The organism is Mycobacterium sp. ELW1, assembly GCF_008329905.1.
Taxonomy (GTDB): Bacteria; Actinomycetota; Actinomycetes; order Mycobacteriales; family Mycobacteriaceae; genus Mycobacterium.
In genome coordinates, this window is record NZ_CP032155.1 from 5,960,621 (window position 1) to 5,984,398 (window position 23,778).

15 protein-coding genes are annotated in these 23,778 nt (G+C 66.8%); 2 read left to right on the forward strand and 13 right to left on the reverse strand.

Features of this window, described 5'->3' with window-relative positions; translation table 11 throughout:
• Positions 1-33: 33 nt before the first annotated feature.
• The 13 genes from D3H54_RS28650 to glf all read right to left on the reverse strand — a co-directional run bounded on the left by D3H54_RS28650 (position 34) and on the right by glf (position 20,801).
• Entirely contained in the window at positions 34-1,584 is a 1,551-nt protein-coding gene (locus tag D3H54_RS28650; RefSeq protein ID WP_149383060.1) for an acyl-CoA carboxylase subunit beta, read from the reverse strand.
• Complete coding sequence (pks13, locus tag D3H54_RS28655; protein ID WP_168214998.1) at positions 1,581-6,890, reverse strand: polyketide synthase Pks13; 5,310 nt, start codon at positions 6,888-6,890, stop codon at positions 1,581-1,583. Before pks13 ends, D3H54_RS28650 begins: the two co-directional genes overlap by 4 nt.
• Positions 6,891-6,952: 62 nt before the next feature.
• Positions 6,953-8,845, reverse strand: coding sequence for a long-chain-fatty-acid--AMP ligase FadD32 (fadD32, locus tag D3H54_RS28660; protein WP_149383061.1), 1,893 nt, complete (start codon positions 8,843-8,845; stop codon positions 6,953-6,955).
• Positions 8,846-9,123: 278 nt separating this feature from the next.
• Positions 9,124-10,143 carry a carboxylesterase Culp6 gene (gene culp6, locus D3H54_RS28665; protein ID WP_149383062.1) on the reverse strand — a complete coding sequence of 340 codons (1,020 nt, stop codon included), beginning with the start codon at positions 10,141-10,143 and terminating at the stop codon, positions 9,124-9,126.
• A 21-nt stretch (positions 10,144-10,164) separates the two neighbouring features.
• Positions 10,165-10,674, reverse strand: a complete 510-nt coding sequence (locus tag D3H54_RS28670; RefSeq protein WP_286199034.1) for a DUF732 domain-containing protein — start codon at positions 10,672-10,674, stop codon at positions 10,165-10,167.
• 94 nt (positions 10,675-10,768) lie between these two features.
• Positions 10,769-11,659 (reverse strand): alpha/beta hydrolase-fold protein, encoded by an 891-nt coding sequence (locus D3H54_RS28675; protein ID WP_149383063.1) that lies wholly within the window; start codon positions 11,657-11,659, stop codon positions 10,769-10,771.
• 145 nt (positions 11,660-11,804) lie between these two features.
• Positions 11,805-12,812, reverse strand: a complete 1,008-nt coding sequence (locus D3H54_RS28680; protein WP_149383064.1) for an esterase family protein — start codon at positions 12,810-12,812, stop codon at positions 11,805-11,807.
• 116 nt (positions 12,813-12,928) lie between these two features.
• On the reverse strand, positions 12,929-13,888 hold the full coding sequence (locus D3H54_RS28685; RefSeq protein ID WP_149383065.1) for an esterase family protein: 960 nt from the start codon (positions 13,886-13,888) through the stop codon (positions 12,929-12,931).
• Between the two features lie 306 nt (positions 13,889-14,194).
• Positions 14,195-16,150, reverse strand: coding sequence for a terminal beta-(1->2)-arabinofuranosyltransferase (aftB, locus tag D3H54_RS28690; protein ID WP_149383808.1), 1,956 nt, complete (start codon positions 16,148-16,150; stop codon positions 14,195-14,197).
• A gap of 4 nt (positions 16,151-16,154) precedes the next feature.
• On the reverse strand, positions 16,155-17,069 hold the full coding sequence (locus tag D3H54_RS28695) for a decaprenyl-phosphate phosphoribosyltransferase (protein ID WP_149383066.1): 915 nt from the start codon (positions 17,067-17,069) through the stop codon (positions 16,155-16,157).
• A gap of 6 nt (positions 17,070-17,075) precedes the next feature.
• Complete coding sequence (locus tag D3H54_RS28700; RefSeq protein WP_149383067.1) at positions 17,076-17,618, reverse strand: phosphatase PAP2 family protein; 543 nt, start codon at positions 17,616-17,618, stop codon at positions 17,076-17,078.
• On the reverse strand, positions 17,611-19,551 hold the full coding sequence (locus D3H54_RS28705) for a glycosyltransferase (protein ID WP_149383068.1): 1,941 nt from the start codon (positions 19,549-19,551) through the stop codon (positions 17,611-17,613). Before D3H54_RS28705 ends, D3H54_RS28700 begins: the two co-directional genes overlap by 8 nt.
• A complete protein-coding gene (glf, locus tag D3H54_RS28710) occupies positions 19,548-20,801 on the reverse strand; it encodes a UDP-galactopyranose mutase (RefSeq protein WP_286199035.1) in 1,254 nt (417 codons plus the stop codon). The genes D3H54_RS28705 and glf overlap by 4 nt, the downstream gene beginning before the upstream one ends.
• 245 nt (positions 20,802-21,046) lie before the next feature.
• On the opposite strand from glf, the gene D3H54_RS28715 reads away from it, so the two are divergent.
• The gene (locus tag D3H54_RS28715; protein WP_149383069.1) at positions 21,047-21,994 is read left to right on the forward strand and encodes a hypothetical protein; all 948 of its coding nucleotides are present in this window, start codon (positions 21,047-21,049) and stop codon (positions 21,992-21,994) included.
• 163 nt (positions 21,995-22,157) lie between these two features.
• Complete coding sequence (locus D3H54_RS28720) at positions 22,158-23,777, forward strand: N-acetylmuramoyl-L-alanine amidase (RefSeq protein WP_149383070.1); 1,620 nt, start codon at positions 22,158-22,160, stop codon at positions 23,775-23,777.
• Position 23,778 lies beyond the last annotated feature (1 nt).

The following is a 23,778-nucleotide window of genomic DNA, read 5'->3' on the forward strand; positions in this document are numbered from 1 at the left end:
GTGAGTAAACCCTGGGGATAACCCCGAGGCGGGTTAGATCGGGATCAGACCATGCTTGCGCTGCACGCGCAGGATCTGCTTGTCACGCAGAATCCGCATGGCGCTACGCAGCTGCAGGCGAGTCTGGTGCGGCTCGATCACCGCGTCGACATAACCGCGCTCGGCAGCCACGTACGGGGTAGCCATGTCGCGGTTGTACCCCTCGATGAACTGGCGCCTGATCTCCTGCACTTCAGGGGCCTTGGGGTCGGGGAATCGCTTCACGATCAGCTGGGCCGCACCTTCGGCGCCGATCACGGCGATGCGCGCCGTCGGCCACAGGAAGTTGAAGTCAGCCGTCAGCTGCTTGGAACCCATCACCGCATATGCGCCGCCATAGGACTTGCGGATGGTGATGGTCACCTTCGGCACGTCGGCCTCCACGACGGAGTAGAGGAACCGGCCGCCGCGCTTGATGATGCCGTTCTTCTCCTGCTCCACACCGGGCAGGAAGCCCGGGGTGTCGACGACGAAGACCAGTGGGGTGTTGAACGCGTCGCAGAACCGCACGAACCGGGCGGCCTTGTCGGACGCCTCGTTGTCGATGGCGCCGGACATGTGCATCGGCTGGTTGGCGATCACCCCGACGGGACGGCCGTCGACGCGGGCGAATCCGGTGATGATTGCCTGGCCTGCTTGCGCGGCGACCTCGAGGAAGTCACCGTCGTCGAAGATCCGCAGCAGGATCTCGTGCATGTCGTAGGCGGTGTTGTCGGCGTCCGGCACGAGGCTGTCGAGTTCCAGATCGTGCGGAGTGATTTCCGGCTCCAGACCCGGATTGATCACCGGGGCATCGTCAAACGTGTTGGCGGGCAAGAACTGCAGATAGTCGCGGACGTAGGTGAACGCGTCCTTCTCGCTGTCGACGACCTGATGGATGTTGCCGTACTTGGCCTGCGCGTCAGCGCCGCCGAGTTCATCGAGGGTGACATCCTCACCGGTGACGTCCTTGATGACGTCCGGACCGGTGACGAACATGTAGCCCTGGTCGCGCACGGCCACGATGAGGTCGGTCTGGATCGGCGAGTACACGGCACCGCCGGCGCACTTGCCCAGGATGATCGAGATCTGCGGAACCAGACCGCTGAGCAGCTCATGGCGACGGCCGAGCTCGGCGTACCAGGCCAAGGACGTGGCCAGGTCCTGGATGCGGGCGCCACCGGAGTCGTTGATACCGATGATCGGGCAGCCGACCATCGCCACCCACTCCATCAGGCGGGAAACCTTGCGGCCGAACATCTCTCCCACCGAGCCACCGAACACGGTGTAGTCGTGGCTGAACACACCGACCGGACGACCATTGATGGTGCCGTGCCCGGTGACCACACCGTCGCCGTACAACGCATTCGGATCACCCGGGGTGCGGGCCAATGCGCCGATCTCGAGGAAGCTGCCCGGATCCAGCAGCGCGTTGATTCGGGCCCGGGGACTGGGGATTCCGCGTTTGTCGCGCTTCGCGGCGACCGCCTCACCGCCCGGTTCCTTGGCGAGCTCCAGCTTTTCGCGGAGTTCGGCGAGCTTTTCGGCAGTGGTTACAGCAGTCACTTGGACTCGTTCTCCTCGGCGTCGATACGGTTGATCGCTTCGCTCAGATGAGCCCCGACCTTGGCGATGTACGGCTCGTCGATGGCCTGGATGTGCTCGCCCCCGATGGGCACGATCTCCAGGTCCGACACGAACTCACCCCAGCCACCGTCAGGCTGGCGGACGGCGTAGCGCGGTTCGAACATGATCGCGTCGTCGTGATAGCGGTCCGCCATGTAGAGCGTGACGTGTCCGTCGTAGGGCTCGATGTTGGCGGTATCCAGGGCCCGGTTGTCCAGGTAGGACGTCCGCTGGTGCTCGATGATGCCGCCGGGGATGTCGACCCCCGCCTCTTTGACGGTGTCCAGGACGAACCGCACCTGACCTTCGTCGTCGAGTTGTTCGAGCTGCTCGTAAGGGATTTCGGGGATCTCGACGTTGAAGGTCCGCGAGGCGAACACCGCGTAGCGGTCCCAGCGGGCCCGGATCTCCTCCTTGGTCTGCGGCACCTCCTCGCCGGCGCGCACCGTGTCGATCAGACCGACGAAGCGGACGTCGCAGCCGTTGCGCTTGAGGCCTACCGCGCAGGCGTAGGCCAGCGCCCCGCCCAGCGACCAGCCGGTGAGGATGTAGGGGCCCTTGCCGCCGATCTCCATCAGCTTGGGCACGTACTCGGCCGCACGCTCCTCGATGGAGCCCTCGACGCGCTCCAGACCGTAGACCGGGGTGTCAGCGGGTAGCCGCTTGAGCAGCGGCTCGTAGACCACGGTCGACCCGCCGGCCGGGTGGAACACGAACACCGGCACGTGCGTGCTGCCCTCTTTCGGGGCACGCAGGATACGGACGAACCCGTCGACCACACCGTCTTCGAGCTGGGCCCGCACGATGGTGGCCAGTGCCTCGATCGTCGTGGCGGACTTCACGTCGTCGACACTGATCGTGCCTTCGGCGCGCTCGGAGAGCCGGTCGGCCAGCTTGGTGGCGGTCTCGTCGGTGACGGCGGGCAGCTCGTTGAAGATGCCGCCAGGCGACTTGCCGGTGACGATTGCCCACGTCGCGAACGTCACCCGCTCCGCGGCATCGCGGGGCGGCACGTCGGCGCCGAGGGCTTCGGTGACAGCCTCCTGGGTCAGGACCTTGGCAGCCGCTGCCGCAGCAGTGGACTTCGCGCCCGGGCCGGCCGGATCTGTCGGTGGCGGTGGGATATTCGGCTCGGCCTGCGCCTCGGTCTCGGTCGCGATCGGGTGACCGGCCTCGGCGAGCTTGGCCTCGAGTTCGGCGACCGTGCTGGCGCCGCCCATCAGCTCGGCCTGGGCGGCGGCGATCTCCTCGGCCGTCTTGCCCTTCTGACTCTCGGCCAGTGCCTCGACTTCGTCACGGTGCTCGATCGCGTATTCGATGAGCTTCTCGACGGCGTAGAGATTGGCGTCGCGCACCGCCGTCAACTGAATCGGCGGCATATCGAAGTCGTACTCGACGCGGTTCTTGATCCGCACCGCCATCAGCGAATCCAGGCCCAGCTCGATCAGCGGGACCTCCCACGGCAGGTCCTCGGGCTCGTAACCCATGGCGCCGCCGACGATCGCGCCCAGTCGCTGGCCGATGGTCTCACCCGAATCCGGCGACCACTTGGCAAAGCCGGCGGCCAGGCCGGCACCCGCGGTCAGGTTGTCCTGCAAGATTTCCGCGTCATCGCCCGGCTCGTCGGTGGGGACCTCGGTGGCCGGAGTGGTGACCGCGACACCGGTGGCGACCGCGGACGGCAGAGCCGACACCGCGCCGCCCCGGGTGACGACGGCGTCATAGACCAGCGTGAAGGACTCGTCGATCCGCGCATGCACCTGCACCGAGGCGCCGCCCGGATGGCGGGTCAGCGTGGTGACCAGGCGGGCGCCGTCCCCAGGCACCGCGCGCTGCTCGGATGCCGTCAGCTTGGCGTCCGGAAGAACCTGTGCCGCAGCAGATTTCACCAGTGCAGCCAGGTCGGCCTGCCCCTTCGGCGAGTACTCCCAGACGTGCCGACCGTCGGGGGTGGCCACGTGGTTGCCCGGCATCATCACCGAGCTGTCGCCGGTGAACTGTGCGTCCAGCCAATACGGCTTGCGCTTGAACCGGGTGGGCGGAATGTCGGCGTACTCACCCGAATCAAAGAGAGTCCGGAAATCGAGATCGTGCCCGTAGACGTAGAGCTGCGCCATCGCGGCCAGCATCGACTCGACCTCGTCCTGCTTACGGGCCAGCGTCGCGATCAACTGCCCGTCATGCAGTCCGGCGGCTGCGGTGGTCAGACCAACCTGCATGAGCGCCACCGGGTTCGGCGCCAGCTCAAGGAACGTGGTGTGGCCGTTGTCGACGGCGTTGCGAATGCCGTGGGTGAAGTAGACGCTGTGCCGCAGTCCCTTCTTCCAGTACTCCACATCGTGGATCGGCTCGCCGCCCGGACGGATGTAGCTGCCCTCGTGCACAGTCGAGAAGTAGCCGGTGTGCAGCGGCCGCGCCTCGATGCCCTGGATCTCGGCGGACAGCTCACCGAGCAGCGGGTCCATCTGCTGAGTGTGGCTGGCGCCCTTGGTCTGGAGCTTGCGGGCGAACTTGCCCTCGGATTCGGCGCGGGCGATGATCGCGTCGATCTGATCCGGCGGCCCGCCGATGACCGTCTGGGTGGGGGCGGCGTAGACGCACACCTCCAGGCCCGGGTAATCGGAGAACACCGTCTTGATCTCGTCGGCCGAGTACTCGACCAGCGCCATCAGCCGGATGTACTCACCGAACAGCATCGCCTCGCCTTCACCCATGAGGTGTGCGCGCGAGCAGATGGTGCGGGTGGCGTCGGCCAGCGACAGGCCGCCGGAGAAGTAGGCGGCGGCCGCCTCACCGAGCGACTGTCCCACCACCGCACCGGGTTTCGCGCCATGGTGCTTGAGTAGTTCGCCGAGGGCGATCTGGATCGCGAAGATCACCGTCTGGACCACTTCGATGGGGTATTCGCAGGTCTCGTTGGTGTAGTCGATCGCGTCGTCGAGGATCAGCTCGACGACCGAGTAGCCGCGCTCGTCCTGGATGTGCGCGTCGACCTTGTTGATCCACTCGGCGAACACCGGCTCGCGCAGATACAGGCTCTTGCCCATCTTGCGATGCTGGGCACCGAATCCGGCCAGCACCCACACCGGTCCATTGGTGACCGGGCCGTCGGCGCTGTACACCAGCGGACTCTGCTTGCCGTCGGCGATGGCGCGCAGGCCCTTGATCGCCTCATCGTGATCGTGCGCCATCACGACGGCGCGCGAACGGCCGTGATTGCGCCGCGACAGCGAACGGCCGATGGACTCCAGCGACGCCGCGCGGCCCGCCGGGCTGTCGATCCAGTCTGCCAGCTCAGCCGCTGCCGCGCGTTTGCGCGAGGTCAGGAAGCCCGAAATAGCCAGCGGCACAACGGGAACAGGCTTCTCCGACGCCTCCCACTCGGCGCGTGCGGCCTCGATCAGCTCCAGCGCCTCATCGGTCAGACCGGGCAAATCCGGCTCGTCGTCGTATGCGACGGCCGACGCATACTCCTCGGCCACATCCTCGTCCTCGGCGTTGACGAACTCGCCGTACTCGTCCATCCGGACCCCGCCGACATAGACGGCGTCGGCGTTGGCCGCGCCGTTCTCGTCGACCGGTGCGGATTCCTCCTGCGGTTCAACCAGATCCGACGGCAACACCTCGCGCACCACCAGGTGGGCGTTGGCGCCGCCGAAACCGAATCCGGAGACACCGGCGATCGCATGGCCGCTGTAGCGGGGCCAGTCGGTGACCTTCTCGACCACCCGCAGCCGGATCGCGTCGAAGTCGATGTACGGGTTGGGGCCGGCGTAGTTGATCGACGGCGGAATCTTGTTGCGGCTCAACGACAATGCCACCTTGGCCAGGCTGGCCGCACCAGCGGCCGACTCCAGGTGACCGAGGTTGGACTTCACCGCACCCAGCAATGCAGGCTGATCCGCGGAACGGCCGCGACCGATGACGCGACCGAGTGCGTCGGCCTCCATCGGGTCACCCAGAATCGTTCCGGTTCCGTGCGCCTCGACGTAATCCACGGTGCGCGGGTTGATTCCGGCGTCCTTGTAGGCCTTGCGAAGCACCTCCGCCTGCGCGTCCGGGTTGGGCGCAAGCATGCCGTTGGACCGGCCGTCATGGTTGACCGCACTGCCCGCGATGATCGCGAGGATCTCGTCACCGTCGCGGCGGGCGTCGCTCACCCGCTTGAGCACCAGCATGCCGCCGCCCTCGGAGCGCGAATAGCCGTCGGCATCAGACGAGAACGACTTGATCCGGCCGTCGGGTGCGAGCACACCGCCGACCTCGTCGAAGCCGATGGTCGCCAGCGGGGTGATCATCGCGTTCACACCGCCGACCAGCGCCACATCGGTCTCACCGGACCGCAGCGCCCTCACACCCTGATGGGTCGCGACCAGCGAGCTCGAGCACGCGGTGTCCAAAGACATTGAGGGACCGCGGAAGTCGTAGAAGTAGGACACCCGGTTGGGGATGATCGAGCTTGTCGTGCCGGTGATCGCATACGGGTGCGCGGTGGTCGGATCGGCCACGGCGAGGAACTGGTAGTCGTTGTTGGTCGAGCCGATGTAGACACCGACGTTGGCGCCGCGCAGGCTGGACGCGGGGATGCGGGCGTTCTCGAGCGCCTCCCAGGTGAGCTCGAGCGCCATCCGCTGCTGCGGGTCGATGTTGTCGGCTTCCATCTTCGACAGCGCGAAGAACTCGGCGTCGAAGCCCTTGATGTCGGTGAGGTAGCCACCGCGGGTGGCGGCCTTGGCAACGCGTTCGGCGATGCGCGGCTCGGCGAGGAACTCCGACCAGCGACCCTCGGGCAGGTCGGTGATCGCGTCGCGGCCCTCGAGCAGCGCCTGCCACATTTCGCCCGGCGTGTTCAGGTCCCCGGGGAACCGGGTGGCGACGCCGACGATCGCGATGTCCTCGACATCGGCGGCACGCGACCAATCCTCGCCGTCGGCGTCGAACTCGACCTCGGGCTCACCTTCGATGATCACCGTGGCGAGCGACTCGATGGTCGGGTGGCGGAAGGCCACCGTCGCGGTCAGCGTCACACCGGTGAGATCTTCGATATCGCTGGCCATGGCGACCGCGTCCCGCGAGGACAGCCCCAACTCCACCATCGGGGTGGACTCGTCGACCGCGTCGGGCGCCTGCCCGGTCGCATTGGCCACCCAGTTGCGCAACCATTCGCGCATCTCCGGCACCGTCATGTCGGTGCGGGCGGGAGTGTTGGGCGTTTCGGGCGTTTCGGGCGTGTGTGATTCAGACATGAGGCCTCAGCTCGTGCGAAGGGGCAATCTCCCCTTCATCGGTCGAGTCTTTCCTTCGATCGTCATTCCGATTCGTCAGGGAAGGCATTGGCCACCTTCCCGCTGCGCAGGGTGCCGTCGAGGTACGCCGACCGGCAGGCTCGCCGGCCGATCTTGCCGCTGGAGGTGCGCGGGATCGCGCCCGCCGGGGTGAGCAGTACGTCGCGGACCGTGACGCCGTGGCGTACCGCGATGGCCGCACGGATGTCGTCGGAGATGGGCCCCATCTCCATCTTGTGGGAACCGGGTGCGCGCTCCGCGACGATCACCAGTTGCTCGGAGCTGTCGCTGGGGTCCCGCTTGAGCCCGGCGTGGGCGTTGTCGAACACCTCGTCGGGCAACTGGTTGGCCGGCACCGAGAACGCGGCGACGAAGCCGGTCCGCACGGCCTTGGTGGCCTCCTGGGCGGAGTACTCCAGGTCCTGCGGGTAGTGGTTGCGGCCGTCGATGATCACCAGATCCTTGACCCGGCCGGTGATGTAGAGCTCGCCGTCGTGGAAGGCACCCAGGTCGCCGGTGCGCACCCAGGTCGCGTCGTCGGCGGCACCTTCGGCGTGCGACGGGCTGGTCCGCGACTTGAGGATGTTCTGGAATGTCGCGATGCTCTCGTCGGGCTTGTTCCAGTAACCGGTGCCCATGTTCTGACCGCTGATCCAGATCTCGCCGATCTGTCCGTCGGGCAGCTCGGTGGCGGCGTCGTTGTCGACGATCACCGCCCATTCGGCGACGCCGACCTTGCCCGCCGAGGCCTGTGCGACCGCCGTGGGCGAATCGTCGGGCACCACGACGAACGTGCCACTGTTCAGCTGATCCCGGTCGACCGAGACGATCTTGGGCTCTTCTGCCGCCGGTGTGGTCGAGACGAACAGGGTCGCCTCGGCCAGGCCGTAGGACGGCTTGATGGCCTTGGGCTGGAATCCGAACGGACTGAACGCATCGTTGAAGCGCTGCACAGTGGCGGCCGAGATCGGCTCGCTTCCGTTGAGGATGGCCTTCACCCTGGACAGATCCAGCGGCTCTTCGTCGTCCTTGGGCACGCCACGTGCCGCGGCGTGGTCGAACGCGAAGTTCGGGGCCACCGAGATGGTGCCCCCGGTATCGCCCTCGCGATAGGCCAGCTCCCGGATCCAGCGACCAGGCCGGCGGACGAACGCGGCGGGTGTCATGAACGTGAAGTAGTGGCCGATCATCGCCGGCAGCAGCGCGGTGACCAGACCCATGTCGTGGAAGAACGGCAGCCAGGAGACACCGCGGTCGCCTTCCTCACCCTCGAGCGCCTCGATCACCTGCACCACGTTGGTGGCCAGGTTCAGGTGAGTGATCTGCACGCCGCTCGGAATCCGGGTGGAACCCGAGGTGTACTGCAGGTAGGCGACGGTGTCCGCGTCCACCGCGTTGAAGGGCTCCCACGTCGCGCCGACCTCGTCAGGGACCGCGTCGACGGCGATGACGCGGGGGCGCTCCTTGGCCGGGCGGCTGCGGAAGAACTTGCGCACACCCTCGGCGGAGTCGGTGGTGGTCAGGATCGCCGACGCACCGCAGTCGTCCAGCACGGCGTGCAACCGGCCGACGTGGCCGGGCTCGGCCGGATCGAACAGCGGGACGGCGATGCGACCGGAGTACATGGTGCCGAAGAACGCGACCAGGTAGTCGAGGTTCTGTGGGCACAGGATGGCGACTCGGTCGCCGGGCTGGGTGACCTGCTGCAGGCGGGCGGCGACGGCGCGATTTCGGGCGCCGAAGTCGGCCCACGTCAGTTCGCGGACGACGCCGTCACGTTCGACGGAGAAATCCAGGAAGCGGTAGGCGATCTTGTCGCCGCGAACCTTGGCCCAGCGCTCCACGTGCTTGATCACGCTGGCGCCCTCGGGGAAGGTGATCAGTCCGTTCTTGATGAACGGGTTGTGGAACGGCATACCAGTCTCCTGTCAGAACACATCTGTGTCGGGCCCTGCGGCGGCCGCGCACGACGTCGCGCCACCGTTCGCCCTGCGTCTAGGGCCCCAAACCTCACAGATCGTACCGATCCATCCAAGATCCATCGGGGACCTCGGTGGCCCTGTGGGCCGGCGCCCTGTCGGCTCGGACGTGTGGACGCCGGACCGACAACTGACGCATGCAGCTCTTATTTTCTTCTTAATGTTAGGCGTAGTCGCGGCGGCGGCCAAATCCATCGGCCGACGAAGCTCCCACGTCACCCATGTTTTGGATGTGGCGCGTTCTCGATCAGATTGCGCGCCCAATTCAGTGTCCACTGCGTGGACGTTTGCCCGTCGAGGTTCCAGAACTGCGGCGTGTTGTAGAGCGCGTGCACGGGTTGTCCGGCGCCGCCGGCCAATACATCAAGTGTGGTCGGCAGATTCGTGATGTTGAACGCTTGCTGCGGGGCAGCGCAGATCAGATCGCCGGAGGCACAGATCTGATTGGTCCGGTTGTTGAGCGCACCGAAGCCACCCGGCCGCGGCCCCGTCATGGTCAGGCCCATCGCGGACAACACCGGGACTTCCTGCAGCGTGATCTCGGCGCCTTCGCCCGGCGGGTTGGGGCCGATGTCCTGCCCGACGCCTTCCTGGCGACGGCCGTCGGCGATCAACGTCACACCCAGCACCAGGTCCTCGTCGACCGGGCCGCGCCCGTTGCCGATATCGCTGGCGAGGTCACCGCCGATCACCGCGCCCTGCGAGAAACCGGCGATGACGTAACTGGTCAGCGGGCAACGGTTGTTCATGTCGGTCATGGCCTTGACCGCGTTGCGGGTACCTTCGGCGCGACTGTCGTTGTAGGACATCTGGTTGTCCTGCGACAGCGGATTGTGGAACTGCGCGGTGTAGGGAACGGTGTACACCTCGACGCGGTCCCGGCCGAACTCGCTGGCGATCGGCGCGGTGACGTTGAGGATCAGCGACCGCGGGAACTGCGTCGGATTCAGCGGATCGTCGGTCGGCGACGACTCCCAGGTGCCGGGGATCGCGATCATCTGGACGTCCGGGCAGCTGGCGTCCTGGAATTCCGGCCGCGGCTTGTGCTGGCCGGGTGAACTGGTCGGCGGGAGCGCGGTCGGCGGCACCGCGGTCGGCGGCGCTTCGGGCCGGCGCGCGACGATGACGATGATCGCGACGATCAATGCCACCGCGGCGGCCATGGCGCCGGCGGCGATCAGTCCGAGAATGCGGTGACGTCGGCGACGGGCGTTTGTCCGGGAGTTTCGAGCCATTGAGGGGAGGTGATCTTCCTGCTAGCAGAGCCGCTGGGTGGCGATCCGGATGTAGTCGGCCGTAGCCGCGGTCACCTGCGGATCGGGGGCAGTGTGCGGCGCCGATCCCGCGTCGACGACGTCACTGCGCACCATCGGAGCAATGTAGTCCCAGACAGCCTGGTCACTTTGACCGGCCGCGTGGGCCTGGCAGACGTGGGAACCGATGCTCAGTGCTTCCAGCTCACTCGATGGATGTACGCCGGCGGCAGCGAGCGCATCGAGAAATCCGCGCTGGGCCGGCGTGACATTGAACTTGGCGGACTGCAGGTCGGCATCCGCCGGCAGCGGCGCACCGTGACCGTGGACGGCGCCGTGGGTCTGGGTAGGCGGTGGCGCGGCGGTGGTCACCAGATCCTCACCGGAGCTGCAGGCCACCATCAGCAGAGTTGCCGACCCGAGCAGGCCGGCCATCAACAGTGCATGCCGGACGGTGCCCGCAGCGGTGGCGTTCACGCCGCTGCCGTTCACACGATGGACCGAGCGCTGCACGTCTCCACGGTACCGGCTGGGCATGGCTGCCCCAGAGCACCGCAAGATTGCGGAAAGTTAACAGTTCGCGCTGACCTGGGGTGTCAGCCTCGAGCTATTTGATCGCTGCAGCAACGTCTCCCGACATCGCGGCCAGCTGCGCGGCCCAGTTGCCCCAGTCGTGATTGCCGCCGGCCGGGAAGTCGAAGTGGCCGTTGCGGCCGCCCACGGCCCGGTAATGCGCATAGAACGTGCGGTTGCTGCCCTGGGCCAGGTCGCAGTAGCCGATCATGGCCGGAACGTCGCTGCAGGTCGTGGTCTGGGGGCTGAACACCCACAGCCGGGTGTTGTTGTCGGCCAGCAGCTGCACGTGCACCTCGGGGTCGTGCCACTTCCACCGGCCGAGCTGCGCCGCACCCCACATGGCCTGGGTGTTCACGCCGCCGAATTCGTTCATACCGGCGGTGATCGCGCCGTTCATGAAGGTGTTCGACGGGGTCAGGAAGCCCGACAACGAACCGGCGTAGCGGTAGCGATCGGGGTGGAACGTCGCCTCCATCATGGCGCCGAGCCCGCCCTGGGCGGCGCCGACGATGGCGTGCCCACCCGGGGCCAGGCCCTTGTTGGCTGCCAGCCAGCTGGGCAGCTCGTCGGACAGGAAGGTCTCCCACTGCCGGGTGCCGTCAGCCTCCCAGTTGGTGTAGAGGGTGAAAGCACCGCTGGCCGGAGCCACCACGGAGACGCCCTTGCCGGCCAGGGTGTTGAATGCGTTGCCCGCGGTGACCCAGTTGCTGACCGGATCGCCGGCGTTGAACGCGTCCAGGAGCACCACGGCATGCGGACCGCCGCCCATGAAGGCAACCGGGATATCGCGGCCCATGGCCGGCGACGGCACCATCAGATACTCGACGTCGGCCGCGTGGCCGGTCGGCGCTGTCGCGCCCCACAGGCTCAGCGCCAGAACCGCGGCGCACACTCCCCGAAACAGGCCCGACAGACTCTTCATGGTCACCTCAATGTCGACTCGTCGCATTTCACAGCCCCGCCCCACCTGCAGGTAGTGAATCACACTGCTTAGTCGGTTGGTTCAGATACGCCAACGGCGGCGACCCGGAGGTCGCCGCCGTCGGTGAATTGTCGACTGCTGGATATCAGGCGGTCGGCGTGGCGCCGAGCACGCGCTGGATGTCCGGCTTCATCTGCTGCAGCTGCTGGCCCCAGTAGTTCCACTGGTGGGTGCCGTTGGCGGGGAAGTTGAACACCCCGTTGGTGCCACCCTTGGCCAGGTAGGTGTCGCGAAACGTCTTGTTCGTCCGCAGCGTGAAGCTCTCCAGGAACTTCGCGTTGAACAGGTTGCCGCTGCTGGTTCCGGCGTCCAGATCGGACGGCTTGCCGTCACCGCAGTAGATCCAGATGCGGGTGTTGTTGTTGATCAGCGTCTGGATGTTGACCATCGGGTCGTTGCGCTTCCAGGCACTGTTCGGATCCTCGGTCGGTCCCCACATGTCGTTGGCCTTGAAGCCACCGGCATCGCCCATCGACAGGTTCACCAGCATCGGCCACCAACCCTCGGAGAGGTTGAGGAAGCCCGACAGCGCGCCTGCGTAGGGGAACTGCTCGGGGTGGTAGATCGCCAGGGTCAGGGCGGCGGAGCCGGCCATCGACAGACCCACGGCAGCGCTACCGGTCGGCTTGACCTGCTTGTTGGCGGCCAGGTATGCGGGCAGCTCCTGGGTCAGGAACGTCTCCCACTTGTAGGTCTGGCAACCGGCCTTGCCACACGCCGGCTTGTACCAATCCGAGTAGAAGCTGGACTGGCCACCGACGGGCATGACCACCGACAGGCCGGAGTTGTAGTACCACTCGAACGCCGGGGTGTTGATGTCCCAGCCGTTGAAGTCGTCCTGCGCACGCAGACCGTCGAGCAGGTAGACCGCGGGCGAGTTGGGCCCGCCGCTCTGGAACTGAATCTTGATGTCGCGTCCCATGCCTGCGGACGGCACTTCGAGGTACTCGACCGGGAGGCCGGGCTTGGAGAATGCTCCCGCCGTTGCGGAGCCGCCGACGACGCCGATCAGGCCGGGCAGCACGGCGGCAGCCGCGGCAGCGACTGTCAGCCGGCGCAGCCAAACGCCGCGCAACTTCTCAACGAACTTCATGTATTTCCATCCTTTTTCGGGGGCCGCACCGCATGCGATCCACGCAGCCGTGCCCTGGTAGTCAACCACATGTGTCGTGATCGTTCCTCTTCAGAGATGTTGTCGTGACCGCCCTCTCACCGGTTTATGGTGGCGATGAGGTCGGGTTTTAGTGCCGCGAGCTGAGCTCCCCAATAGGGCCACGAATGGTTGCCCGACGACGGGAATTCGAACGTCGCGTTGGTGCCGCCGGCCGCGGTGTAGGCGGCCTGAAAATCTTTGTTGCTCTTGATCGCCATCGACTCCAGGCTGGTGGCGCTCAGCGCCGCGCCCGCGTCGGCGCCGACATCGAGATCGGTCTGCCCACCAGGCGCGCAGTAGATCCACAGCCGGGTGCCGTTGTGCGCGATCGCGGCGGCCTGAACCACCGGGTCATTGCGCTTCCACGCCGGATCCCAGGGTGGACCCCACATGTTGTCGACGTTGTAGCCGCCGGCGTCGAGCATGGCGACCCGAATGGCTTGCTGCATCAGCAGCGCCGAGGGATTGAGGAAGCCCGACAGCGAGGCTGCGTAAACGAACTGTTGCGGGTGATAGGCCGACAGGGTCAGCGCTGCGCCACCCGACATCGACAGGCCGACGACGGCGTTGCCGGTCGACGAAACCTGCTTGTTGGCGGCCAGCCACTGCGGGAGCTCGCTGGTGAGGAACGTCTCCCACTTGTAGGTGTAGGGCTGCTTGTTGAAGCTCGACGGCGAGTACCAGTCGGTGTAGAAGCTGGACTGCCCACCGACGGGCATGACGACGGAGACTCCGGAGTCGTAGAACCACTCGAAGGCGGGGGTGTTGATGTCCCAGCCGCTGTAGTCGTCCTGCGCACGCAGACCGTCGAGCAGGTAGACGGCCTTGGAGCCGGCGGCGGCTCCTTGGAACTCGACGCGGATGTTGCGGCCCATCGACGGCGAGTACACGTCGAGGTACTCGACCGGAAGGCCTTCTCGGGAGAACGCTTTGGCGTGCGGAACCACGCCCGTCACCGTCGCCAGTGCGGTCATCAGTAGGACGGCGGCGAGGGAGGCTCTCACGGCACGAACCATCGGTTGCTCAACTCATTCGTTTACGGCACGGCAGAACCGTTGTCGACACTGACATTGGTTTTGCCAAGCGCTGTCACACTTGACCTGTGTATCGCCGCAAACTGACCGCAGCGTTACCGGCTAGAGCCCGGCTGGCAAACTAAACTACCGCGCCGGCGACACAATCGTGAAACCCGCTGCACCCGAAGGGTGCTTTCCGCCCGTGGTCACCGACCAGCGGCGTGTGTCACACGTAACATCTTGCACTCGGCCCACTTTGGCCCCACGGCGAGGCTGTGAAACTGACGGGACGGTCAGCCGGGGTGGTCAGGGGCCCGTGGCAGGCAGGCCCGTGTAAGGGGTGCCCTTCAACGGCGGCTCCGCAAGACCGCAACGCGCCAACTCATACTGCGGAACGCGATCGATGCGATACGGGGTGAAATCGATCGCATGCAACACATTTGACATGAAGCGGCGGATACCCAGCGGGGCCCGGATGGAATTGAGCATCGCCTCGGTCTCGGGGCACCCCAGTGCCACCCCGGCCTCGGCGATCCACCCCTCGTCGAGATACGGCGGCACGTACGGGTGTTCCTTGAGCCAAGGCCCCTCGGCAACGGCCCAGTCCGGGAAGAGGTTCTTGTCGTGGCCGATCCGGCCGTCTTCCAGCCGCGCGGTATGTGCGGCGATCGGGTTGGCCAGACCGATCTGATCGATCACCCTCACGTTCAGCCCGACGTTCATCCCGAGCATGCCGAGGTTGGTGAAAAAGACTGTGTGCGGCGCGATTTGGCGGCGCCAGGTATCCATCGAAACACCCGGCGGAGGTGGCGGCGGCGGGTAGGCGGGCACCACATCCCATTGGTCGTAGTTCCCCGACGGCAGCAGCAGCGCGCCATCGGGGGTATTGGCGATCGCGGTCAGGACAGCGCGCATCCGCGGGTAGTCGAGGTAATCGGCGGCGGTCAGCGGGTGAGCGTGACCGGTGGCCTGGGAGTAGAACCGTCGCTCGTCGACGATGCCCGTATAGGTGACCCGGGTGGCGTCGGGGCCCATCCCCGGCGAGTTGGCCGCCCACAGCGACCAACCGACCAACCCCAGCCACAGCGCGATCGTCGCGCCCGCGAGCACCGTGGCGCGTTCGCGGGAGAAGGTGACGGTGTCGGGTAGTACGACGGGAATCACCGCGACCGGAGTCAGCAGGCAGAACAGCGGCGTCAGCAACACCCGGCCGTGCATGAAGTCACCGCCCTGCCTGATCCAGTACAGCGCCTGAAGCAGACCACTGACGAGCATGAAAATCACTACGGCAGTGGGACTTTGGATTCTGCGCGCCAGTCGACCGCGGTCGTCGGACGGACCCGGCGCACCGGCCCGCAACGAGGTATCGCGTGCGGCCACCACCACCGCTCCCAGCGCGATCACCAGCAGTGCCGCCAGCCACAGCGCGTAGGGCTGGTTGAAGTTGGCCAGGTAGATCAGACCCTGCCCCCACTTGTCGCCCGAGGCATCCTTGGCCAGCGCGGTCTGCGGGAAAAGCAGTGCGTAATAACCCATCCGGAAGATCTGATAGCCCACCGGGAACAAGCCACCGGCGACCAGGATGATCACTCGGCTCATCCAGCCGCGGGCCGCGACGAGCATCATGACCAACGCAAGGCCGCCGATCAGGGCGAGTTCGGGCCGCACCAGCACGCTCAAACCAGCGACGAAGGCCAGCGCGGCGGTGAAAACCGGACCTCCGCGCTGCAGCCGCGGTTGCTGCGCCCAGCAGACCATCATCCACCACAGCACGCCGATCCAGGCCAGCACCAGGCCGTTCTCCAGACCCGAGGTGGCAAAGTCCCGCGCGGGCGGGATCGCGATGTAGACCAGCGCCCCGGCGGGCAGCAACACGGCCCGGCGACCCACCAGGCCGGGCGCGAATAGTCTTGCGGTGCCGAGCATTATCAGAACCACCCCGGCGACCGACAAGCTCAGCGCGAGCGCCAACGCCACGTACTCCAACTGCACCGGTCCGGCGATCAGCGCGCCGAGATAATTGAGGTAGGTCCAGAGCGTGGAGGTGTTGGATTCCACCCGCTCACCGGCGTTGAACACCGGCCCGTTGCCGGCCAGCAGGTTGCGCACGGTGCGCAGCACGATCAGACCGTCGTCGGCGATCCAGCGGCGTTGCCAGGCACCCCACGTCCACAGCGCCGCGGTCACCACGACGCCCACCCAGAGGCTCACCCGGGCCAGGCGGCGCCCCGTCGGCTCGGCCGAAACCGGTTCAGGCGTCAGGCGCTCAACTGAAGGCGATCGCTGCACCGATGGTCCCGATCCACGCCAGCAACAGCAGCTGCAGCACCCGATCCTTCAACGCGATGTCTTCGGGTTCACCGGCCATACCGCCGTCGACGTCGACCGCGTACCGCAGGATCGCGATGGTGATGGGAATGATCGTGACCGCGTACCAGGACGCGTTGGCGCCGTCCCGTTCGAAAGCCCACAGGCTGTAACAGACCACCATCGCGGTGGCCGCCACCGTCCAGACGAACCGGAGGTAGGAGGCTGTGTAGCTCTCCAGCGACTTGCGAATCTTGGCGCCGGTGCGTTCGGCGAGTTGCAGTTCGGCATAACGCTTTCCGGCCACCATGAACAGCGAGCCGAAGGTCATCACCAACAGGAACCATTGCGACAGCGGGATTCCCGCCGCTGCGCCGCCGGCGATGGCGCGGATCAGGTATGCCGAGGACACGATGCAGATGTCCAGCACCGCCTGGTGTTTGAGCCCGAAGCAGTAGGCGAGCTGCATGGCGATGTACACACCGATCACGATGAGCAGATTCACCGAGGCCAGCAGTGACAGCCCGAGCGCAGCGATGCCCAGCACGACCGCCAACGCGTAGGCCAGCGATGGGGGCACCACACCCGCGGCGATCGGACGGAACCGTTTGGTGGGGTGCTGACGATCCGCCTCGACGTCGCGCGAGTCGTTCACCAGGTAGATACAGGAGGCGGCCAGCGAGAACGCGGCGAACGCGATCAAGATCTTGACCGCGACCTCTCGGTAGTCGTATTGCACGTTGCCGCCGAGCGCAGCGATCGGGGCGAGCAACACCAGCAGGTTCTTGACCCACTGGCGAGGGCGGATGGCCTTGATGATCCCGGTGAACAGATTGCTCGGCGGTCCGGCGACCCTCGCCGCTCCCTCACTCATGGGCGCTCATTTCCGCTTCTCCTTCTGCGGTGCGGCGACACGGCCGGCCGTCGTCGCGACAACGGCGCCGACCGCCGCCCCAGCGAGCACGTCAGTCGGGTAATGCACGCCGAGCACCAGCCGCGACAGGGCCATCGCGGGCACCACTGCCAGCGGCAGCCGTGAGCGGGTGGCCCGGCTCAGCAGCATAGCCGCGGCAGTCGTGGAGGTGGCGTGCGCCGAGGGAAAGCTCAGCGCGCTGGGCGTGCCGACATTGATCGCGACCGCGGGATGATTCGGGCGCGCACGGCGAACCACCAGCTTGATCGCGATCGCGGCCGCATGCGCGGCCACAGCACCGGCGCCGACCAGCACCCAGTCCCGGCGGCGTTTCGGCATCGCCAACGCACCGAGCGCCGACACTGCGACCCAGCCCTGGGCATGTTCACCGAAGTGCGACATCGCCCGGGCAACCTCGATCACCTGGGGGGTTCCCAGCGTGGATTGGATGGCGACCAGCGCGGCGACCTCACCGCTCGCAGGCGGCGCGACGGGCTCGACGTCAGCCATGGCTGGAGGAGCTCTCGAGCAACACCGTTTCCCACTTCTCCTTGCTCGACAGCGTCGGCAGCGCGTCTCGGTAGACCTTGCGCATCCGGTTGAACTTGCGGGCCAGTCGCACCTGGCGCTGCGCCGAAGCACGCAGCAGCGCAAACATTTTCGCGCGGTCCCGCTGGCGGTAGACCACACCGCGGCCATCGGCGGTGGTGACGGTGACACCGTCGACCCGGGACAGCGAGAACCACCGGGCGTCCTGGGTCGCGACGTTGATCTGCGGGCGCTCGTGATGCACGGGATCGTGTGGCCTCAGCTGGTGCGCCACGCCGCGGGCGAGCCGCACAGAGATCGACAGCGGGTTGGTCGGGATGCTGACCTTGCGGCGCCAGCGCTTGTCCGACGGCGTGGGCAACGCCGTTGCGCTGGGCAGCACGACGGCATCGGGGTACTGCGACCGCATCTGGCGGACGTCCGGCAATGCCGACTCGAGGATCGAGAAGATGTGTTCGGGCCCCTCGAGGAAGTCGTCCATCGCCTTGTTCTGGATCGCGACAGTCGAATACTCAAGGCACAGAAGGTGTTTGAGGGTGGCCTTCATGTGGCTGGCGATCAGGCCACGGACGTTTCCATCCCAGTGCAGAGCGGCCACCACCAGCCGGTTGCGCAGGTGGAAGTACGCCTGCCAGTCGATGGCGTCGTCCTTGTCGCTCCACGCCATGTGCCAGATCGCGGCGCCGGGCAGCGTGACGGTGGGATAGCCGTGCTCGCCGGCCCGCAGACCGTAGTCCGCGTCATCCCATTTGATGAACAGCGGCAGCGGCTGACCGAGCTCCTCGGCGACCTGCCGCGGGATCATGCACATCCACCAGCCGTTGTAGTCGACGTCGATCCGGCGGTGCAGGAGCCGGCTGCGGTATTCCTCTTCGTCGTTGAGCGGATACTTGGCGAAGTTGTGGTCGTACTCGGTGTTGACCGCGCCCGTCCACATGAAGTTCGCCGAGTCGACCATCTCACCCATGACGTGCAGGTGGCTGGGCTCCTGCAGGTTGAGCATCTGGCCGCCGACGAGGGTCGGAACCTTCGCAAATCGGTTGAGCGCCAAGGCCCGCAGGATCGAGTCGGGCTCGATGCGGATGTCGTCGTCCATGAACAGGATCTGTTCGCAGTCGGTGTTCTTCAGCGCCTCGTACATCACCCGGCTGTAACCACCCGAGCCGCCCAGATTGGGCTGGTTGTGTATCGACAGACGCGAGCCCAGCGCCGCGGCGGCGGCGTCGAAACCGGGATGGTCTTTCGCCTTCTGGGTTCCTTGATCGGACACGATGACGGCGGTGATCACCTTGTCCACCAACGGATCCGACGTCAGCGCCGCCAGCGCGTTGACACAGTCCGCTGGCCGGTTGAAGGTCGGGATGCCCACGACGACACTGGCCCGGCCCGGTGCGGGCGCCGGGGCGTACCAACCGGCGCTGTGCACCGTCGTCTTGGTGTCGGTGGTGATGTCGAACCAGACCCAGCCACCGTCTTCGAAAGGATCCAAGCCGATCTCGAATTCCGCGGCTTTCGGCGTGGTCGCATCCGGGCTGGTGATCTCGGTGCCGCCGACGGTGATTCGGGCGCCGGTGGCCTTGGACCGGTAGACGTCGACGCGGGCCGAACCGGTGATCTCGACGCGCAGCACCACCGAGTCGAGCGTGGACCAGCGCCGCCAGTAACTGGCCGGGAACGCATTGAAGTAGGTCGCGAACGAGACCTCGGATTCCGCGCCGATCTCCAGGGTGGTGCGGGTGGGCGCGTGTGCCCGGCGCGCGTTGGTGTCGGACTCTTCGATGTAGAGCTTGCGGACGTCGAGCGGTTCGCCGGGACGCGGGAGGATCACCCTCGACAGCAGGCTGACGGCCTTGGTTTCACCGGCCGCGATGGGGCCGGACGGAATCTCGCTCATTCTGTGCTGCTTTCGGTCAGCGGAGTCCCGTCGCGCAGGTGCGGCGCCAGGGTGTTGTCGTACATATTCAGCGCGCTGGCGATCGCCATGTGCATGTCCAGGTATTGGTAGGTGCCCAGCCTGCCACCGAAGAGCACCTTGTTCGCGGACGTCTCCTCCCGGGCCCGGGTGCGGTAGGCGGCCAGCAGTGCGCGGTCGGACTCGGTGTTGATCGGGTAGTACGGCTCGTCGTCGTCGTCGGCGAACCGGGAGTACTCCCGCATGATGACCGTCTTGTCGGTCGGGTACTCGCGCTCCGGGTGGAAGTGCCGGAACTCGTGGATGCGGGTGTAGGGCACCTCGAGGTCGTTGTAGTTCATCACCGGGGTGCCTTGGAAGTCCCCGCACGGGAGCACTTCGAGCTCGAAGTCCAGGGTGCGCCAGCCCAGCCGGCCCTCGGCGTAGTCGAAGTAGCGGTCGAGTGGCCCGGTGTAGATCACCGGAGCGTCGGGGCTGGCGGCCCGCAGTTCGTCGCGGACGTCGAACCAGTCGGTGTCCAGTCGGACTTCGATTCGGTCGTCGACGGCCATGTTCTCCAGCCACTTCGTGTAGCCGTCGACCGGCAGGCCCTCGTAGGTGTCGTTGAAGTAGCGGTTGTCGAACGTGTAGCGCACCGGCAGGCGGCTGATGACCGCTGCCGGGAGTTCGGCGGGGTCGGTCTGCCATTGCTTGGCGGTGTAGCCCTTGACGAAGGCCTCATAGAGGGGGCGGCCGATCAGCGAGATGGCCTTCTCCTCGAGGTTGGCGGCCTCCTCGGTCTTGAACTCGGCGGCCTGCTCCTGGATCAGCCGGCGGGCCTCGTCGGGGCTGAAGTACTTGCCGAAGAACTGCGCCACCAATCCCAGCCCCATCGGGAACTGGTAGGCCTGGCCGCCGTGCATGGCGAACACCCTGTGCTGATATCCGGTGAAGTCGGTGAACTGCCGCACGTAGTCCCACACCCGCTGGTTGGAGGTGTGGAAAAGGTGGGCACCGTAGCGGTGGATCTCGATGCCGGTCTGCGGCTCCGGCTCTGAGTAGGCGTTGCCGCCGATGTGCGACCGGCGTTCGACGACCAGGACTCGCTTGCCCAGCTGGCTGGCCACCCGCTCGGCGATGGTCAGGCCGAAGAAGCCGGAGCCGACGACGAAGAGGTCGAAGGAGCCTGGGGCCACCCCGGAATCTTGTCCGGCGGGCTGGGGCGAAGCGACCGGGGATTCTGAACTGCTCATCGGCGCCTAGGTTATCGGACCGGCGCGGTGGGACCCGCATCGCAAGCCCGGACGCCGGCGGTAAATCACATGCGCCGGTAACGATCCAAGGTCGCAATTGGCTCACGATTCCGCATCGTCACTCTAGACACACTAGTCACAGCCGTACCATCAATCACGTTGGCTTCGGACCCGGCGCACGGCCGAATTCCGAGCCCTACGAAGTGATCAGACACGAACGTTGTCTAGATATTGAGGAGACTTCCGTGCCTAACAGCCGTCGACGCAAGCTCTCGACAGCCATGAGCGCAGTCGCCGCATTGGCCGTCGCAAGTCCAATTGCCGCTATTGGTGTGGTCGAACTGACCGCCGCCCCGCAGAAGGCGCCCGAGCAGCGCGAGTTCGTTCGCGCCGCAGTGGTGACCGACCTGCCCAACGAGTTGATGTCCGCGCTGCAGCAGGGTCTGTCGCAGTTCGGGATCAACCTGCCGCCCCTGCCGACGGGTCTGAGCCCGGCCGGCGCGCAGCCGGCGCAGGCAGGCCCGACGCTGACCACCCCGGGCTTGACCGCGCCGGGGCTCACCACCCCGAGCCTGACCGCACCCGGGCTGACCACCCCGAGCCTGACCACGCCGGGGCTCACCACGCCCGGTCTGACGACGCCCAGTCTGACGACGCCCGGTCTGACCACGCCAGGGCTGACCACGCCCGGTCTGACCACGCCTGGTCTGACCACGCCCGGTCTGACCACGCCCGGTCTGACCACGCCGAGCATCACCACCCCGGGTCTCACGACACCCAGCCTCACCACGCCCGGGGCCACCCTGCCGTCCACGTCGTTGACCGATCCCGGGTTGACCAACCCGGCACTGACGACTCCGCAGCTGGGCACCACCCCGTCGCTGGCAACACCGGGCTTGACCAGCCCCTCGGCGACCGGCCTCGGCCTGCCCAGCGAGCAGCCGATCAGTGCTCCGCTGGGTCCGGTGAACGGGACCTATCCGATCCTCGGCGATCCCTCGCTGGCCATGCCCAGCGCACCGGCCGCCTCCGGCGGGATCATCAGCGATCTCAGCAGCGCCGCCAACCAGCTCGGCGTCGGCCAGGCGATCGACCTGCTCAAGGGTGTGGTCATGCCATCGATCACCCAGGCCATGCAAGGCGCATCGGCCGCCGCTGCCGCTCCCGCGGCAGCCCCAGCCCCCGCCGGTTAAGAAAAGACCTGCGTCGGAACGGCACCGCAGGGTGGGTCAGGCCGCTAGGGCAGTGAACCCGGAGAGGCCCCTGCGGTGCCGTTGCAGGCATCAAGTATCACTTTCTTCACACTGGCCCGTGTCGAAACAGTGGTATCAGAGGGCACATACGTAACATCGCCTTGTGCTGCCCCGCCGACCTGCGCCGACGCTCGTGTTCACCGCGATCGCGGCGACCGTCGTCATCCTGCCGTGGGCGATCACCGGCGTGCCCGGATCCGAACGCCAGGACGGGCCGAAGGCAGCGGACACCGTGCTGTCCCAGCAACCGCTGACCGGCGTCGGCGGCGGCGTGACCGTGCGCGAGGTCAGCCAGCCGACGCCGTTCTCGATGGTGGCCCTCACGGGGACTGACCTGACCGGAACGTCGGCCCGGGTGCGCGCCAAGCGCCCGGACGGAACCTGGGGCCCGTGGTACACCGCGGAGACTCTGGAATCGAACGCCGACGACAGCCAGCACGGCGGCCCGCGCGGCACCGACCCGGTGTTCGTCGGGTCCACCACATCCGTGCAGATCGCGGTCACCCGGCCGCCGAACGCACCGGTCACCACCGCGCCACCCGAGACCGGCAAGGAACTCGGCTACGTGCCCGCCACCTCCGAACAGCCTTTCGCGCAGAACATCTCGGCGGTGTTGATCACCCCGCCGCCCAAGGCGCCGGTCGACTCGCAGTGGCAGCTGCCGACGGCCGCACTGGGCCCCGGCCAACCGCCGAACATCATCAGCCGCGCCCAATGGGGTGCCGACGAACACATCCGCTGCGGTAACGCCGCGTACGGCAACGGGATTCGCGCGGCAGTGGTCCACCACACCGCGGGCAGCAATGACTACGCGCCCGAAGACTCGGCCGAGATCGTCCGCTCGATCTACGCCTATCACACCCGCACCCTGGGCTGGTGCGACATCGCCTACAACGCGTTGGTCGACAAGTACGGCCAGGTCTTCGAGGGCCGCGCCGGCGGAATCACCAAAGACGTACTCGGCTCGCACACAGGCGGTTTCAACACCGACGTGTGGGGTGTATCGATGATCGGCGACTTCGAGGACGTGCCGCCCACCGACATCCTGGTCCGGACGGTCGGCAGGCTGCTCGGCTGGCGGCTGGGCCTGGACCACGTCAATCCACTGGGCACCGCGATGCTTCGGTCTGCCGGGGGCGACTACACGTTCTTCCCCGCCGGTGCCACGCCCACGCTGCCGACCATCTTCGCGCACCGCGACGTCGGCAACACCGCATGCCCGGGCAACGCCGGCTATGCGGCGCTCAACCAGATCCGCGACATCGCTTCGAGGTTCAACAGGCCACCGGACCTGATGGATTCGCTGCGCGGCGGCGCGATCCTGGCCAAGTGGGAGGCCATGGGCGGCAAGGACTCACCGCTCGGGATGCCGACGACCCCGGAGGCCGCGGCCGACGGCAATGCGCGGTACGTGACGTTCGAACACGGCGCGGTGTACTGGTCGCCCAGTACCGATGCGCAGCCGCTGACCGGTGCGATCTACGAGGCCTGGGCATCGCTGGGCTATGAGCGTGGGGCACTGGGCCTGCCGACCAGCGGTGAGATCCAGGAACCCGAGTGGATCGTGCAGAACTTCCAGCACGGCACCCTCAACTTCGACCGCCAGACGCACAACGTGCTGCGGGTGGTCGACGGGCTGACGCTGGTGATGCCGCCGCCGCCCGCCGACGGGCCGCCGGTGCAGCTGGAGCGGTTCAGCCGCATCACCAACCCGATCGCCTAGG